Here is a 15,384-nt window from a genome sequence, read left to right as displayed (position 1 = left end):
CTCGGGTTCACGCCACGGCAGGAGCGCGGTCACGGGCCTCCGCGCGCAGCGGTGAACACCAAGCGGCGACGACACCCACGGCCAGCACGGCCACGGCGGAGGCCAGCCCAACGCGCGGGTCGGTCCACACCGCGACAGCACCCGCCAGCGCGGCGCCGACCGGGTGCCCGACACCCCACGCCAACATGCGCGCGGTGGTGTTCACCCGCCCCTGCAACTCGTCGGGCGTGACCTGCTGCCGGTACGTGATCGCGTTGATCACCACGGTCGTGTAAGCCATCCCCCACAACGTGATCGCGAAAACCGCCACCACCCAGTGCGACGTGGCGATCACCACCAGCCCGGCCCCCAGCGACGCCGGCAGCGCGAACAACGCCAGCCGCGCCGCGCCGAGCGCCTTGGTGAGCCGGGGGACCAGCCGCGACGCGACCAGGCCGCCGACCGCCCAGCAGCTCAACAGCACGGCCAGCCGCGCGTCGCCGGACGGTGCGACCCCGAGGACGCGGTCGGCCCACGGGAGCTGCATCGCGATCCACGCACCGCCGACGGCGGAGTGCGTCGCGCCGACCAACGTGAGTGTGCGCACGGTCTTGTTCTGCCACAGGAAAACGAGTCCGCCGCGCACGTCGGCGAGCACATCGTTCGCCGAGCGCGGGCGTCCTCGGTCCGATGTGGACAGAGGACGGACGATGGCCCTGATCAACATCGCGGAGGCGGCATAGGTCAAGGCGTCCAACGCGATCAGCGGCGCGGGTGCCCACATCGTGACCGCGAGCGCGGCGAGCGGGGGCACCGCCAGCTCGACGACCGTGGTGGTGCCGAAGACCGCGGAGAAGGCGGCCGTGGTGCGCTCGCGGCCCACGAGGGTCGGCAGCGCGCCGAAGTTCGCCGCGTCGAAGAGCACGAACATCGTCTGCGTGACAAACGCCACGACGAGGACGTGCGGCGCCGTGAGCGTCCCCGTGGCCCACGCGAGCGGCACGCTCGCCAGCAGGACACCGCTGACGACGTCGGCCCACACCATCAGCCGCCGCCGGTCGAGCCGGTCGGCGAACGCGCCCGCGAAGAGGCCGAAGAGCAGGTACGGCAAGGCTTCCGTCGCGGCAACGGCCGAGGTCCAGCCCGGGGAGCCGGTCAGTTGGTAGACCAGGACGGGCAGGGCGACGACGCTCACCAGGGTGCCCGCGACGGAGATCGCCCTGGCCAGCAGGTAGCGCCGGAAGTCGGGGTCCTGGCGCAGGTGCTCGGCTGACACGAGCCGCATGCTAGCTGATAACGGTTGTCAAAGTCGTCACCCGTTCAGCCCTGTTGGTAATGATTATCGTTTGTGGTACTCCTGGAAACCGGTACGCAGCAACGACATCGTCGAGGAGGTGAACTGCGAGATGGAGAAGATCTTCGTGCGCGTCGAGTCCGAGCGGGAGCTGCCGCACAACTCGGCCAGCCACAGCAACGCCCTGGTGGAGAACCCGTTCGACGACCAGGACTGACCCCTGCCGGTGGCCGTCGCGTCCCTCGTGGACGCGGCGGCCACCGCCGTGCACGACCTTGGAGATCCCAGTGGGCGAACGACTCGTTCCCGGAGCGGTCCTCTTCGACGTCCCCGGCCGGGGGGCCGCGCTGCGCTGCCCGGACGGCGAGATCGTGGACGTCGCGCTGCCCGCCGAGCGGACGGTCGCGGTCCGTGCCGCGCTGGCTGTGGACGACTCCGGCGACCCGCCCGCTGAGCTGGGCGCCTTCCGCGCGGCCGGTTACCTGGGTGGTCGCTCACAGTGGCCTGTGGATAACTCCTTCGTGGGAATCATCGGCTCATCTGGGCTGGTCGAGGCCGTGCACGCGGCCCTGAGCAGGGCGGGCGCACAACCCTGCGTTCTTCCTCCGCTCACTGGGGAAGGTGATCTGTGGACAACTGGCGCCCTGTTGTCCACAGAGTTGTCCACAGGTCGACTCGGGGCTGTGTGTGCCGTGCACGACGGCCCCGCTCCCGCGTGGTGGAGCAACCTCGATGACCTGCCCGAACACGGGATCGCGTGGCAGCGCGTGAGCCGTGAGGGCAGACACGCCCTGCTGGAGCCGATCGCCGCTCAGCCTGGGGACACCCGCCACTCCGACGTGCGCAAGCGCCGCCTCGCCGCCGCCGGGTCCGGCCACGAGCACCTCACCGCTTTCTGGTCCGCGCAGGAGCCGGTCACCGGCGACGACGCCATGGACGAGCTCGACCGCGCCGCCGTGGCGACGCTGGCCGCCCTCGACCTGCGCGCGTGGGCCGTCCAAGCTGCCGAGCGCGACGGATCGCTCACCTCGCCGCTCCCGGCCCGCCGACGCCTTCGCGTGCTCGACCTGGACTCGGCCGCGATCACCGACCACCCGGTGCTGCCGGTGCCCGGGGCAGCCCCGTGATCTCCGAGCACGTGATCGACGCCGACGGCGCCCGCTTGGCGGCCACCGTCGTCAGGGCCGCGGACCCCGGCCCGGCGGTCCTGTTGAGAACCCCGTACGGCCGCCACCAGCACCTGGCCGAGGCGTTCGGCTGGGCGAAGCGAGGCTTCACCTGCGTCGTGGTCGACGTGCGCGGTCGCTACGGCTCCACAGGGGAGTTCCTGCCATACGCCCACGAGCGCGCTGACGGTCGCGTAGCCCTGGAGTGGTTGCGCGACAACGATTTCTGCGACGGCAGGGTGATCGCTGTCGGGGCCTCCTACGCCGCGTACTGCGCGGTCGCGACCGCCCTGGAAGGCCAACTCGCCGGAGTGATCGCCGCCGTCCCCGCGTTGGGCCTCGGCGAAACGGCACGCGAGCCCGGCGGAGCGGCGCGCCTGGCCTGCCGCCTCGGCTGGTGGAGCGAGCACGGCGGCACCTCCGTCGCCCGCACGACGCCGCTGGACCACGACCTGGAAGCCCTGCCGATCCGCGATTCCCTCGACGTTCCCGGCTGGTCCACCCTCTGGGACGCACCACCGCTGTCCCCACTGTGGACAGAATTGTCCGAAGTGGACACCCCACTGCTCGCGGTCGGCGGCCTCCGCGACCCGTTCCTCCGCCACACCCTCCGCCTCGCGGACACCTGGCGCGGCCCCACCACCCTGGTGGTCGGCCTCTGGGGCCACAACCTCGACACAACCCAAGCGCTCGGTGGCAAGCGCATCGGCGCCCTCTACACCGCCTGGGCCCGCGCGCTCCACGCCACACCCCCCACCTCCACCCCCACCCCCAACTCCTGGGTCGGCGCTTCTTCGCGTTTTGTAGGCTTAATGCGAGATGGGTGCGCTCTTTCTCGCATTAAGCCTACAAAACGCGAGTTCAGCGCCGACCCACTGCGGCCGTTCCCGTCCCGCGACGTGGGCGTGGACCTGCGGTGCGATGCGGATCGGACGGATCGGGCGCTCGCCGTGACGGACGAGCTCGGCGGCGGAGTCCTGGCGGGGCTCGTGCGCGTGGAGATCGACGCGGTCGCCGACGCTCCGGACGCCGACTGGGTCTTCCGGTTGGCGGTCGAGCTGCCCGACGGGACCTGGCCGCAGCTCGGCCACGCTGTGGAGCGGCGCAGGCACACGCCGGGCGAGCCCACGACCGTCACCGCCGAGATCGGACCGGTGGGGTTCGAAGTGCCCCCGAACGCGCGGTTGCGGCTGGAGATCGCCGGGCACCACTGGCCCCGCCACGCCCGCAATCCGCACACCGGGGTCGATGCCGTTGACGCCACCGAGCTGCTGTCCAGCCGCCGCGAGGTCCGCTCGTGCGCGGTCGAGCTGCCGTGGACCACGGCCGAGCCCGTCGACGTGATCAAGGAGGTCGCCAGGTGACACTGCCCGTTGACGCGCTGATCGACCCGCTGACCGGGGTGATCCGCAGGCTGGTCGACGTCGAGCACGTGCCCGGCGCGCCCACCCGCTACCGAGGCGTGACCGCGGAGGTCGCCGACGCGCGCAGGCTCGGGGCCTGGCCCGCCGACCGGGTCAGCCTCGGCACCACCTTCGGCGACGTGGACGGTGCGCGCATCGCCGCGATCGGTGAGGCCGTCGAGCGGTACTGCGGCAACCGGGTGCCGACCGGGCTGCGCCGCGCGACCGCGGCAGAGCTCGAAGCGGAAGGTTCGCGGTTGTTCGGGCCGACGGACCTGCCGTTCTTCGCACCGTGGCAGCACGAGCTGCCCAAGTTCCCCTACAAGCCCTTCGACCGCGATCTGCCCCAGCTGTGGGTGGCAGGCGAGGAAGATCAACTTCCGTGCTGGCTGCCCGCGTCGTGGGTGTACCTCAACTTCTTCTCCGGGCAGCGCCGCGGCGAGCCGCGCACGCATCACCTCAACTACGCGGGCATCGCCACCGGGGCCGACGGTGACGACGCGTTCCGGCGCGGGCTGCTGGAGCTGCTGGAGCGCGACGCTCTGGAGCTGTGGTGGCACCTCGGCGGGCCGAGCCGGGGCATCGACCTGGACTCGGTGCCCGGCCTCGCGGGGGAGCTGACCGGGTCACGGCTGCGCGTTCACCTCGTCGAGCTGCCGACCGAGCACCCCGTCGCCTGCGTCGCGGCCGTCGCGGTCGACGAGGTGACCGGCATCGTCGCCGGAGGGGGCGCCGCGCGGTTCGATCCGGCCGAGGCGTGCGTGAAGGCCGTGCTGGAGGCGGTGCACACGTGGGTCTTCACGCTCGGCCTGCTCGACGCGGACGGGTGGGTCTTCGCCGCGATCAAGGCGGGAGTGCTCGCTGAGGGGTTGTACCTCCAGCACCGCGAGGACCGCGCCTACGCCGAGGACACCGGTGTCCACTTCGGACGGGTCCGCGATCTCGGCGCGCAGCCGCAGGTCTGGCTGGACAAGCGCGTCCAGGACCGCCTCCTGCCGAGGTTCACCGCACCGGCCGAGGTGATCGGCGTCGACGGGCTGCCGCGTGGTGATCTCCCGTCGCTGCTGGCCAGCCTGCGCGCGAGCGGCTGCCGAGTGGCCAGCGCCGACCTCACCACTCCCGACATCGCCGAGACGCCGCTGCGGGTGCGGCGCGTGTGCGCGACCGGCCTGGTGCCCAACGCGCCCGCGGCCTTCCGCTACCTCGGCCTGCCGCGGTGGCGGCAGGTGATCGCCGAGCGCGGGTGGGCGCGCGGAGCAGATCCGCTCGCGGGCCCGGACGGCCTGGTGCTCGACCCGCCGCCGTTCCTGTGAGCGCGGTCCTCGAAGCGCTGCGCGCCGCCTGGTCCGGCGCCGACCCCGGTCCGACCGTGCCGGAGCACCGCCCACCGGCGCATCGGAGCTGGCCGGGCGAGCTGCTTCCCCTGCCGCGCTGGCCAGACGACGGGGTCGGCGGTCTGCTCGACCTCGCGTTGGCCGCCGATCCGGTGCGAAAGCTCGGCGGAGTCCGGTTGCGCCGGGTGCCTTCGGCCGGCGGGCGCTACCCGATCGACGCGCACGTGGTCATCGACGGCGTCGCGTGGAGCTACGACCCGCTCGCCCACGCTCTTGCCGCGCCCCGCGAGGTCGGCGGGACGGGCACCGCGATCGTGCTCTCCGTGGTTCCGTCGCGGACGACCTGGCGTTATGGGCCCCGCTCGCTGCCGGTGCTGCTGCTGGACCTGGGGCACGCGCTGGCCGGGTTCGCCGGGGCGGAGATGGTCGTCGGCGGCGTCGCGCCCCGGTTGGGCTGGCCGGGGCGGGCGACCGAGTACCCGCTCGCGATGATCACCCCGGCCGCCGGTGTCCACTGTGGAGCGCCACCCGCGCCGGAGCCGGATGCGACCGTGCCGGTGCTGCCGCTGATCGAGAACGCGCTTGCCGAGCTGGCGGAGCTGCCGCCGACGCCGGTGCCGCGGACCACGCCACCCGTGCCGGGACAGGTCCTGGCAAGGCACAGCGCCCCATGGCCCCTGTCCGGGCGGCTCACCTCGGCGGTGGCCGAAGAGGTGCTGGCCGCGGCGGACGGGGTCGGGGCGCTGCTGGTCGAACCGGCGGAACACCCCGAGCTGGCCGAAGCGCTCTCCGTCCGGTCGTGCGGGCAGCCCGAGGTGGCTGAGAGCGGCGCGCTGCTGCTCGTGCCAGGCGAAGTGGAGCCGACACCGCAGCAGGCGTTGCGCAGGCACGTGCTCGCCGGGATGGCCGTGCACCGGGCGTGGTTGCGCGCGACGGGGCTCGGGCTGCGGTGCCGCCCGGTGGGGTGCTGGACCGACGCCGTGCTCGATCTGGGGGAGCGGCACAGGCTTGTTCACGCGCTCGCGATCAGTGCGTGAGATTCGGTCAATCGATTGCGTGAATAGGTTGCCGAAAAAATCGGCGGTGCGTTTTTCGGCTAGGTCACTTCGTTGTCGAGTTCACGCCGCTGACGCAGGATCTCCAACCGCTCGTCGAGCAGCTCCTCAAGATCGCTGATGGTGCGCCGCTCGCGCAGCATGTCCCACGGCGTTCGGCCGGACTTCGCCTGCTGCTCGGCGGGCTTGCCGTCGACGATGACGGCCGTGACCCCGTGCTTTCGGCAGATCCAGGTGTCCTGCGGCTCTGCGTCGGCGGCGAAGATGACACCGAACTCGTGGCCGCGTGGGCAGGCGAAGCGGGTCACCTGACGCGGTGCCAGATCCTTGTCGGTGTCGGCTTCGTAGCTCACGCCGCCGATTTTGCTGCCACGGAGCGCATTCACAGGGGGCTCCTCCGAATTAGAGGTCAGGGACACTGCTGCGCCCCCCAGTGTGCAACCCGGCGCAAATTCCCGCTCCTCCAGCTGTTTCCCCTTCCGGTGGAAAGAAGCGCGCGTCCCACGACTGGGCGAGACGCGCGCCTTCCCGGCATCAGCGACCGACGGTGTCCGCGTGCGACACGCCGGGCTCCCAGACGGCGACCGCCCCGCCGCGGTCGAGCGCGCTCGGCACCTTCAGCGACCCGGTGACCCGCCCGCTCGCGGTCTCCACGACGTCCACCCTGCCCTGGCCGCCGGCCGTCAGGAACGCCGTCCGCCCCGCGTCGTCCAGCGCGATCTTCCTGGTCTGCGCGGTGAACGGATCCGTGCCGCTCTGCGGGCCACCGGGCAGGACGCCGAGGTCGATCCGCCGGGTGAGCTCGCCGAAGCCGCCGTCGCGGGCGTTGACGTCGACGAGAACCAGCTCGTCCCGCGCCGCGCCGTGCACCACGTAGCCCGCCAGCGAGTCGGAGAGCCCGAACCGGAACACGTAGCCGTTGCCCAGCGGTGTCCGGGTGGCCCTGCCGCTGCGCACGTCGAGCAGGTACGCGTGCTCCGTCCACTTCGTCCAGTCGGGTGAGGTGCTGTCGCGCACGTAGGTCACCGCCGTGTCGGCGTCGTCGTGCAGCCGCAGGTAGAAGCCGCGTCCGGGGCCGCCCCACGTGGCAAGGCGCTGCGCGCCGAATCCACCCGAGCGGGTCACCTCGGTGAGGTCCACCCCGTGTTCGGTCGCGGTGACCGCCCGTCGGTGCTTGGGGGAGAACGCTTCGCCGTGCCCGTGCTCGCCGATCGCCTTGGTGGCGCCGACGGTCAGGTGCGCACCGCCCGCCTTGGTGATCGCGTCGAGCCGGTAGCTCTCCAGCTGCGCGGGCGCGTCGTTGCGGTGCAGGACCGTGGTGTTGTCGATCAGCACGCCCGGTTCGCCGCTGTGCACCACGCCGTGTCCCGACGTGAAGGTCGTGAGATCGACCGCGGTGAGCGCCGCGTGCCCGTGCTCGTGGTCGTGGTCGGAAGGGTGTTCGTGGCCCTCGCTGCCCGCGACGACGGCGAAGCGGCCGGTGGCGTCCACGGCGAAGTGGGAGACCTCGCCTTCGACGTGGGCCGTGCCGACGACGCGGGGCCGGCCGCTGACGTTGACCACGACGAGCTCGTTGGCCGCGTCGTCGACGAAGACCACGCGGCCGTCGGCCAGGGTGACCGTGCCCGCGTGATCGTTGAGCTTGCGCCCGGGGAAGGTGCCGGTGACCTGCCCGGCGCTGGGGTCGAGCACGTACACGGCGCTCGCGGCGGGATCGGCCACCAGCAGCCTGGTGGTGGCCGGCGCGGCCTGGGCGGACCCGGCGAGCGGGAGCAGGCCCGCCGCGGTGAGCAGCGCGGTCGCGACAGGGGTGAACAAGCGCACGGTCATCGCCTCTCTGGAGTGAACATCCAGAGAAGACGATAACCATTTTCAATTACGGTTGGGTTCCGCCGGATGGAGCAAGGCCGCGGCGGACCCGCTGCCTCACAGGTACTGGCCGGTCCCGCTGATCTTCGGGCCGCCGTGCTCGCCGTGCTCGCCGCCGAGACCGGGCGGCAGCGCGCCCCGCCGCATCTGCTCCAGCTGCACCCGCGCGGCCATCTGCTGCGCGAACAGCGCCGTCTGGATGCCGTGGAACAGCCCCTCCAGCCAGCCGACCAGCTGGGCCTGGGCGATCCGCAGCTCCGCGTCCGATGGCGTCGAGCCCTCCTCGAAGGGCAGCGTCAGCCGCTCCAGCTCCTCGCGCAGCTCCGGGGCCAGCCCCTGTTCGAGCTCGCTGATCGAGGAACGGTGGATCTCGCGGAGCCGGTTGCGGCTGGCCTCGTCCAGCGGCGCCGCCCGCACCTCCTCCAGCAGCTGTTTGATCATGGTGCCGATCCGCATGACCTTGGCGGGCTGCTCGACGAGATCGGTCACCTCCTGCTGGCCCTCGGCGGGCTCCTCCCCGTTGTGGTCGAAAGCTCCGGACGGCAGCGCGCCCATCGGGGTGCCGTCCGGTCCGATGACCACGACCCGCTGCTCGCCGTCGTTGTCGCTGGGCTGAGTCATGCCTCCATCCTGGCCCGATCCAGGGCTTCGATGCGAGCCGATCGCTGTAACCGACCGACTCTGCTCCGTGACGTCGCCTACCCGCCGACCACGCGGCTGGACATCCTCCGTACGGTGTGTCGCATGGCGTTCGACGTCGCTCAAGTCCGTGGGCTGTTCCCCGCGCTGGGCGACGGTTGGGTGCACCTGGACACACCGGCCGGTATGCAAGTACCTGAACAGGTGGCAACCGCGGTGTCGACGGCGTTGCGCGCCCCCGTCTCCGGCCCTGGGGGAATTTTCCCTGCCTCCCAACGGGCGGAGGCGATCGTCGAGGCCGCTCGCCGCGCCTTCGCCGACCTGGTCGGAGCCGACCCCGCCGGGGTGGTGCTCGGGCCCAGCTCACCCGTTCTGCTCGACCGGCTCGCCGACGCCGTCGGCCAGGGCTGGCTGCTCGGCGACGAGGTCGTCGTCTCCCGTCTCGACCACCCCGGCAACTGCCTGCCCTGGCAGCGCGCCGCCCAGCGCTCCGGCTGCACCGTCCGCTGGGGCGAGGTCGACATCGAGACCTGCGAGCTGCCCGCGTGGCAGTACGACGACCTGGTCAGCTCCCGGACCAAGGTGGTGGCGATCACCGCTGCCTCCGGCGCCGTCGGCACCCGCCCGGACGTCCGCAAGATCGCCGACTACGCCAGGGCGGCGGGCGCGCTCGTGGTGGTCGACGCCTCGGCGGCTGCCCCGTTCCTGCCGCTGGACATGACCGCGATGGGCGCCGACGTGGTCGCCGTCTCGGCGTCGGCCTGGGGCGGCCCGCCCGTCGGGGCGCTGGTCTTCCGGGACGCGAGCCTGCTCGACCGGCTGCCGTCCTGCTCGCTGGACCCCGGCGCGCGCGGCCCGGAGCGGCTGGAGCTCGGCCCGCACGCCTACCCGCTGCTCGCCGGGGTGGTGGCCTCGGTCGACTACCTCGCGGCCCTGGACGACGCCGCGGTCGGCCCCCGCCGCGAGCGGCTGCTGACCTCGCTGGGCTCGGTCAAGGCGTACCAGGCGGGCCTGATGGCGAGCCTGATCAACGAGCTGCGCGCCCTGCGCCACGTCATGGTCATCGGCGACGCGATGCGCCGGATCCCGTCCGTGGCCTTCACCGTCGCGGGCACCAAGGCGTGGGCCGCCGTTGAGCACCTCGCCGACCGGGGCGTCTGCGCCTTCTCCGACAACGGCCAGAACGGCGTGTTCGCCGCGCTCGGCGTCGGAGAGGTCGGCGGTGCCGTCCGCATCGGCCTCGCGCACTACACCAACACCGTCGAGGTGGACCAGCTCGTGCGGGCCATCGCCGAGCTGCGCTGATCCGCGCTCGGTCGGCAAACGAAGCTGGAGGCTGGGTGGACGAGTCGCTGCGCCGTGCGATGGCGGACCTGAACGCGTGGATACGCCTCGCGCCGCTGCTCACGGAGTACCTGCCGTTCTCGGCGACCGCGACGCTGCGCCCCACCGGCCTGACCGCGCTGCTGGACGAGGTCCTGCTCGGCAGCCGCACGGTGCTGGTGGAGTGCGGCAGCGGCCCGTCGTCGATCGTGCTGGCCAGACTGCTCGCCAGGCGCGGTTTCGGGCACCTGCTCTCGATCGAGAACGACCAGCGGTGGGCGGCCTACGTCGACACCCAGCTGCGCCGAGAGGGCCTGCACGGCATCGCCAAGGTGGTGCACGCCCCGCTGGCCAAGAACGCCAGCGGCCTGCTCTGGTACTCCTCGGAGGTCGTCTCGGAGGCGGTCGCGGCCTACGTCGACCAGCACGGCCTGGTGGACATGCTGATCGTGGACGGACCGCCCAGCACGGACCCGGGCCAGTCGATGATCAGGTACCCCGCCCTGCCGTCCCTGCGCTGGGCGCTGGCCCCCGGAGCCACCCTGGTCCTCGACGACGTGGACCGGCCCGGAGAGCTGACGGTCGCGGCCCGCTGGCAGGACGAGTACGACCTGCGCACCCGCTCCGACCCCTCCGGCACCCGCCTGGCGATCGCCACCCTCAACACGGAGTGACCCCGCCCCGCGCCGGCGTGTTGGCGCTGTGGGGGAACTGAGGCCCCCCGAATCCACATGGTCGCGCGTGGGGGTGTCGGCGTGGTGGTCGGGAGCGCCGGCGGAAGGGGAGTTATCCACAAGTGGCGGAGTTGTCCACAGTTTGTGGGTAGGTGCTTTCGGGCTGGTCACACCGTGCTGAACACTGGAAATGGGGGATCCCCGCGCCGGGGGCCCGCGCTGCGTGCTGCCCTCATCCACAGCGTCGACCCGGTTGTGGGCCGACGCTGTGGACAACCCGGTTCCGGGTCAGGAACGGACAACGAGGATGATCTTGCCGATCACGCCGCCCGCCTCCAGGATGCGGTGCGCGTCGCCGGCGTCCTTGACCGGCAGCTTCGTGTGGACCACCGGCTTCACCCGGCCACTGGCGATCAGCGGCCACAGGTTCTTGCGGACCTGGGCGACGATCTCGCCCTTGCCGTTGCGGCCGTCCACCGGGCGCCCGCGCAGGCCCGTGGCGGTCACCGTCGCCCGCTTCGCGAGCAGCGAGCCCACGTTGAGCTCCGTCTTCACGCCGCCCTGCATGCCGATGATCACCAGGCGGCCGTCCGGCGCGAGCACCTCGACGTTGCGCTCGAAGTACGCCGCGCCCATGTTGTCCAGCACCACGTCCGCGCCGTGGTCACCGGTCGCCTTGCGCACCACCTCGACGAAGTCCTCGGTGCGGTAGTTCACCGTGATCTCCGCGCCCAGCTCCCGGCAGCGCTCCAGGCCGGTGTCCGTGCCCGCGGTGACCGCGACCCTGGCGCCCAGTGCCCGGCCGACCTGCACCGCGAACGTGCCGATGCCCCCGGCTCCTCCGTGCACCAGCAGCGTCTCGCCCTCGGTCAGACCGGCGCTCATCACCACGTTCGACCACACGGTGCACGCCACCTCGGGCAGGCCCGCCGCGGTCACCATGTCCACGCCCTGCGGGATCGGCAGCAACTGCGCGGCGGGCACCACGACCCGTTCGGCGTAGCCGCCGCCCGCGAGCAGCGCGCACACCTGGTTGCCGACCTTCCAGCCGCTCACCTCGGGGCCGACGGCCGCGATCGTGCCGGAGCACTCCAGGCCGAGCACCTTCGACGCCCCGGGCGGCGGCGGGTAGAAACCCTTGCGCTGCAACAGGTCGGCGCGGTTGACGGCTGTCGCCGTCACCTCGATGAGCACCTCGCCCTTGCCCGGCTTCGGGTCGGGGAGCGGTGCCCAGCGGAGCACCTCGGGGCCACCTGGTTCACGGATCACGATCGCCTGCATGGTTCCGACGCTATCGGCAAATGGCTGGCGTGCCTCGCCGATCACCGCCAGCATCACCCCATGAATGCCGACCCCTGGCCGCTGCGCGGACTCGTCGTCCGGACGCCGAGGCTCGAACTGCGCCCAGAGGACGACCCCGGCATCTTCGAGCTTGCCGAGGTCGCGGCGCGTGGCGTGCACCCGCCGGAGGTGATGCCCTTCGTGCCCGAGTGGACCGACGCGCCCCCGGAGAAGCTGCGCACGAACCTCCTCCAGTTCTACTGGCGCTCGCGCGCGTCGTTCACCCCGGAGAAGTGGACGCTCCACTTCCTCGTCCGGCTCGACGGCCGGGTCATCGGCACCCAGGCCATCGGCGGCGAGCACTTCGCGATCACCAGGGAGCTCGGCACCGGTTCCTGGATCGGCATGGACCACCAGCGCAACGGTTACGGAACCGAGATGCGCGCGGCGGCCCTCATGTTCGCCTTCGACCACCTCGGCGCGGAACGGGTCAACTCCACCGCCATGGCCGACAACCCGAAGTCGCGCGCGGTGAGCCGCAAGCTCGGATACACCGAGGAGACGGGCCCCCGCGCCGTCCGAAGGGGGCGGTCGACCGAGACCGTGCGGTTCGCGCTGGACGCCGACCGCTTCGCCCGGCACCGCCCCGACTGGGACGTCACCGTCACCGGCCTGCCCGCCTGCCTAGGGCTGCTTGGCCTAACCGACAAGGCCGTATAACCCCTTGAACAGGGAGGATGTGCGCATAAGGGTGACGTCCAATGGGCGGAACTAATTCAGGAGCGTGCATGCGTCCTCCCCGTACGGCTCTTCGAACAAGCCTGATCGCGTCCGCGGTGTGCGCGGGCCTGGCGATCAGCTCCGCGTCGGCCGGTGCGATCCCCGGTCCCGCGGCTCCCGGCGGCGCGATCGACGGACCCGCGCTCGCCAAGCAGCTCGACCGCAAGGTCAACGTCGACAACGTGCAGCGGCACCTGCGCGCCCTGCAGCGCATCGCCGACGCCAACGGCGGCAACCGAGCGGCGGGCAGCAAGGGCTACGACGCCAGCGTCGAGTACGTGGCGGGCAAGCTCCGCGACGCGGGCTTCGACGTCACGACGCCGACCTTCACCTACGACGAGGAGGTCATCGACGCGGGCCTGGTGGACGCGGGTGGACTGAAGGCAACGGCCGACCCGCTGGAGTTCTCGCCGAACACCGCGGTCGGCGGCATCAGCGGCCCGCTGGTCGTCGTCCCCGAGGACGGCACGCCCGGCTGCGAGACCAGCGACTTCGCCGGGCTGCCGATCAGCGGCGCGGTCGTGCTGATCCGCCGGGGCGCGTGCTCGTTCGCGCAGAAGCAGCTCAACGCCGCGGGGCTCGGCGCCAAGGCCGTGATCATCTCCGACAACAGCGACACCGGGCCCGAGGGCTGGACCCTCGGCGACGCGGCCAGCGCGAAGGTCCCGACCGGCGGCGTGAGCAAGGCGGAGGGCACCGCGCTCGCGGCCAAGGCGGGCGCGGCCACCACCGTGGACCTGCGCGTGCACACCGAGCAGCGGACCAACCGCAACGTGGTCGCGCAGACCCGCACCGGCCGTGTCGACAACGTGGTGATGGCCGGGGCGCACCTGGACAGCGTGGGGCTCGGCCCCGGCATCAACGACAACGGCACCGGCTCCGCGGCGCTGCTGGAGACCGCGCTCCAGCTCGGCGGCACCGCGAAGGTCAAGAACGCCGTGCGCTTCGCCTGGTGGGGCGCTGAGGAGCTCGGCCTGGTCGGCTCCACCAAGTACGTCCAGAGCCTGGACTTCGAGCAGCAGGTGGACATCGCGCTCTACCTGAACTTCGACATGGTGGGCTCGCCGAACGCGGCGTACTTCGTCTACGACGGCGACAACTCCGACAACACCGGTGCGGGCCCCGGCCCGTACGGCTCGGCGCAGATCGAGAAGACCTTCGTCGACTACTTCGCCGCCCGGGGCATCCCCAGTGAGGGCACGGACTTCTCCGGCCGCTCCGACTACGGCGAGTTCATCAAGGTCGGCATCCCGGCCGGTGGACTGTTCACCGGGGCCGAGGGCATCAAGACCGCCGCGCAGGCCGAGAAGTGGGGCGGCCAGGCCGACGTGGCCTACGACAAGTGCTACCACAAGGCCTGCGACAACCTGGGCAACATCGACCGGACGGCGCTCAACCGGAACTCCGGCGCGATCGCCTGGTCCGTCGGCGTCTACGCGACCAGCACGGAGGACGTCAACGGAGTGCCCTCGCGCGCGGTCCGCAAGAACGCCAGGCTCGCGGCGCTGCGTTCGGCCCCCGCGCTGAAGCTCGCCAAGCCGCACGCGCACGACCACGTCACCGCCTGACCCACCGCGGCCCCGGGTCAACGCCCGGGGCCGCGCGGTGTCAGCCGAGGTCGTTGGCGCGGAAGGTGTCGCAGGAGCCGGGGTCGCCGGTGCGCAGGCCCGTGGTGAACCACTTCTGCCGCTGCTTCGAGGTGCCGTGGCTGAACTGGCTCGGATCGACCTGCCTGCCGCCCAGCTGGGACTGGATGAAGTCGTCGCCGATGCGCGCCGCCGCGTCGAGCGCTCCGTTGATGTCCTGCTGCGTGACCTGGGTGATCAACGGCTTGCCGGAGCTGGTCGGCGTCGTGGTCGCGTGGTTCGCCCACGCCCCCGCGTAGCAGTCGGCCTGGAGCTCCAGGCGCACCGAGCCGGACGTCGGGCCGGTCGCGTTGCCCCGCACCTGCCGTGAGGTGCCGAGCAGGTTCTGCACGTGGTGCCCGTACTCGTGGGCCAGTACGTACGCCTGGGTGAACGTGCCGCCCTGCGCCCCGAACTTCTCGCGCAGGTCCTTGAAGAAGCCCAGGTCGATGTAGACGTCGGAGTCCGCGGGGCAGTAGAACGGCCCCACGTCCGACGTGGCGCTGCCGCAGCGGGTGTTCACGCCGCCACGGAAGAACTTCGTCGGCGCGGCCTCGTAGGTCTTGCCCTGGGCGGCGAACTGCTGCTTCCAGTAGCCCTGGATCGAGTTGATCACCGCGACCAGCGCGCAGTCCTGCTTGGAGTTCGCGTCCGCGCCGCTGCGGCACTCCTCGGCCAGCCGGGTGTTGTCGGCCTGTCCGCCGCGCTCCACCTGGTCCAGGCTGAAGCCCGGCACCGCAGGCAGCCCGGCCCCGCCGCCGAACTGGGAGAACAGGAAGTAGATCACCAGGCCGACGATGCCGAGGCCGCCGCCGCCGATGGCGACCCGGCCGCCGACCCCGCCGGAGGACTCGCGCAGGTCCTCCACCTGTGAGACGTCGAGATCGGCGTCCTCGTTGAACCGCACCTTGCCTCCAGCAGTGACATCCCCCAGCGCTGTCGAAGATATCGCCGATGCGCTT

The 15,384-nt window shown here is 71.9% G+C and carries 15 protein-coding genes; 9 read left to right on the top strand and 6 right to left on the bottom strand.

What is annotated here, in order from left to right; genetic code table 11:
• Positions 1 to 7: 7 nt before the first annotated feature.
• Positions 8 to 1,264, bottom strand: a complete 1,257-nt coding sequence (locus tag ACFFQA_RS20870; protein WP_377854625.1) for an MFS transporter — start codon at positions 1,262 to 1,264, stop codon at positions 8 to 10.
• A 61-nt stretch (positions 1,265 to 1,325) separates the two neighbouring features.
• On the opposite strand from ACFFQA_RS20870, the gene amiA reads away from it, so the two are divergent.
• The 5 genes from amiA to ACFFQA_RS20845 all read left to right on the top strand — a co-directional run bounded on the left by amiA (position 1,326) and on the right by ACFFQA_RS20845 (position 6,213).
• A complete protein-coding gene (gene amiA / locus ACFFQA_RS20865; protein ID WP_377854622.1) occupies positions 1,326 to 1,490 on the top strand; it encodes a streptamidine family RiPP in 165 nt (54 codons plus the stop codon).
• A 70-nt stretch (positions 1,491 to 1,560) separates the two neighbouring features.
• Positions 1,561 to 2,400, top strand: a complete 840-nt coding sequence (locus ACFFQA_RS20860) for a hypothetical protein (RefSeq protein WP_377854619.1) — start codon at positions 1,561 to 1,563, stop codon at positions 2,398 to 2,400.
• Positions 2,397 to 3,803, top strand: a complete 1,407-nt coding sequence (locus ACFFQA_RS20855; RefSeq protein WP_377854617.1) for a CocE/NonD family hydrolase — start codon at positions 2,397 to 2,399, stop codon at positions 3,801 to 3,803. Before ACFFQA_RS20860 ends, ACFFQA_RS20855 begins: the two co-directional genes overlap by 4 nt.
• Positions 3,800 to 5,155 carry a YcaO-like family protein gene (locus ACFFQA_RS20850; protein WP_377854614.1) on the top strand — a complete coding sequence of 452 codons (1,356 nt, stop codon included), beginning with the start codon at positions 3,800 to 3,802 and terminating at the stop codon, positions 5,153 to 5,155. The genes ACFFQA_RS20855 and ACFFQA_RS20850 overlap by 4 nt, the downstream gene beginning before the upstream one ends.
• The gene (locus ACFFQA_RS20845; protein ID WP_377854611.1) at positions 5,152 to 6,213 is read left to right on the top strand and encodes a hypothetical protein; all 1,062 of its coding nucleotides are present in this window, start codon (positions 5,152 to 5,154) and stop codon (positions 6,211 to 6,213) included. The genes ACFFQA_RS20850 and ACFFQA_RS20845 overlap by 4 nt, the downstream gene beginning before the upstream one ends.
• 59 nt (positions 6,214 to 6,272) lie before the next feature.
• Here ACFFQA_RS20845 and ACFFQA_RS20840 read toward each other — a convergent pair whose 3' ends face one another.
• The 3 genes from ACFFQA_RS20840 to ACFFQA_RS20830 form a co-directional block, all read right to left on the bottom strand.
• Complete coding sequence (locus tag ACFFQA_RS20840) at positions 6,273 to 6,617, bottom strand: RNA polymerase-binding protein RbpA (protein WP_377854608.1); 345 nt, start codon at positions 6,615 to 6,617, stop codon at positions 6,273 to 6,275.
• Positions 6,618 to 6,765: 148 nt separating this feature from the next.
• Positions 6,766 to 8,061, bottom strand: a complete 1,296-nt coding sequence (locus ACFFQA_RS20835) for a YncE family protein (RefSeq protein ID WP_377854605.1) — start codon at positions 8,059 to 8,061, stop codon at positions 6,766 to 6,768.
• A 96-nt stretch (positions 8,062 to 8,157) separates the two neighbouring features.
• Positions 8,158 to 8,721, bottom strand: a complete 564-nt coding sequence (locus ACFFQA_RS20830; protein WP_377854604.1) for a bacterial proteasome activator family protein — start codon at positions 8,719 to 8,721, stop codon at positions 8,158 to 8,160.
• Between the two features lie 123 nt (positions 8,722 to 8,844).
• On the opposite strand from ACFFQA_RS20830, the gene ACFFQA_RS20825 reads away from it, so the two are divergent.
• Positions 8,845 to 10,044, top strand: a complete 1,200-nt coding sequence (locus tag ACFFQA_RS20825) for a cysteine desulfurase-like protein (protein WP_377854601.1) — start codon at positions 8,845 to 8,847, stop codon at positions 10,042 to 10,044.
• Positions 10,045 to 10,079: 35 nt separating this feature from the next.
• The gene (locus ACFFQA_RS20820) at positions 10,080 to 10,736 is read left to right on the top strand and encodes a class I SAM-dependent methyltransferase (RefSeq protein ID WP_377854598.1); all 657 of its coding nucleotides are present in this window, start codon (positions 10,080 to 10,082) and stop codon (positions 10,734 to 10,736) included.
• Positions 10,737 to 11,024: 288 nt separating this feature from the next.
• Here the strand turns inward: ACFFQA_RS20820 and ACFFQA_RS20815 are convergent, their stop codons facing one another.
• Positions 11,025 to 12,017, bottom strand: a complete 993-nt coding sequence (locus tag ACFFQA_RS20815) for an NAD(P)H-quinone oxidoreductase (RefSeq protein WP_377854595.1) — start codon at positions 12,015 to 12,017, stop codon at positions 11,025 to 11,027.
• 60 nt (positions 12,018 to 12,077) lie between these two features.
• On the opposite strand from ACFFQA_RS20815, the gene ACFFQA_RS20810 reads away from it, so the two are divergent.
• Positions 12,078 to 12,737, top strand: coding sequence for a GNAT family N-acetyltransferase (locus ACFFQA_RS20810; RefSeq protein ID WP_377854592.1), 660 nt, complete (start codon positions 12,078 to 12,080; stop codon positions 12,735 to 12,737).
• Positions 12,738 to 12,805: 68 nt separating this feature from the next.
• Positions 12,806 to 14,365 carry a M28 family metallopeptidase gene (locus ACFFQA_RS20805; RefSeq protein ID WP_377854590.1) on the top strand — a complete coding sequence of 520 codons (1,560 nt, stop codon included), beginning with the start codon at positions 12,806 to 12,808 and terminating at the stop codon, positions 14,363 to 14,365.
• A 40-nt stretch (positions 14,366 to 14,405) separates the two neighbouring features.
• Here ACFFQA_RS20805 and ypfJ read toward each other — a convergent pair whose 3' ends face one another.
• The gene (ypfJ, locus tag ACFFQA_RS20800) at positions 14,406 to 15,329 is read right to left on the bottom strand and encodes a KPN_02809 family neutral zinc metallopeptidase (protein ID WP_377854588.1); all 924 of its coding nucleotides are present in this window, start codon (positions 15,327 to 15,329) and stop codon (positions 14,406 to 14,408) included.
• Positions 15,330 to 15,384: the final 55 nt, after the last annotated feature.

The sequence above is a fragment of the Allokutzneria oryzae genome (assembly GCF_042429765.1).
In the GTDB taxonomy this organism is placed as follows: domain Bacteria; phylum Actinomycetota; class Actinomycetes; order Mycobacteriales; family Pseudonocardiaceae; genus Allokutzneria; species Allokutzneria oryzae.
The sequence above is the reverse complement of the archived record's forward strand: the minus strand, read 5'-3'. Positions and strand labels throughout refer to the sequence as shown.

Bases quoted from the DNA above. Each gene is read 5' to 3' on its own strand.
- ACFFQA_RS20870 (WP_377854625.1), bottom strand. From the start codon at position 1,264: ATGCGGCTCGTGTCAGCCGAGCACCTGCGCCAGGACCCCGACTTCCGG.
- ACFFQA_RS20835 (WP_377854605.1), bottom strand. From the start codon at position 8,061: ATGACCGTGCGCTTGTTCACCCCTGTCGCGACCGCGCTGCTCACCGCG.
- ACFFQA_RS20830 (WP_377854604.1), bottom strand. From the start codon at position 8,721: ATGACTCAGCCCAGCGACAACGACGGCGAGCAGCGGGTCGTGGTCATC.
- ACFFQA_RS20825 (WP_377854601.1), top strand. From the start codon at position 8,845: ATGGCGTTCGACGTCGCTCAAGTCCGTGGGCTGTTCCCCGCGCTGGGC.
- ACFFQA_RS20815 (WP_377854595.1), bottom strand. From the start codon at position 12,017: ATGCAGGCGATCGTGATCCGTGAACCAGGTGGCCCCGAGGTGCTCCGC.
- ACFFQA_RS20810 (WP_377854592.1), top strand. From the start codon at position 12,078: ATGAATGCCGACCCCTGGCCGCTGCGCGGACTCGTCGTCCGGACGCCG.
- ACFFQA_RS20805 (WP_377854590.1), top strand. From the start codon at position 12,806: ATGCGTCCTCCCCGTACGGCTCTTCGAACAAGCCTGATCGCGTCCGCG.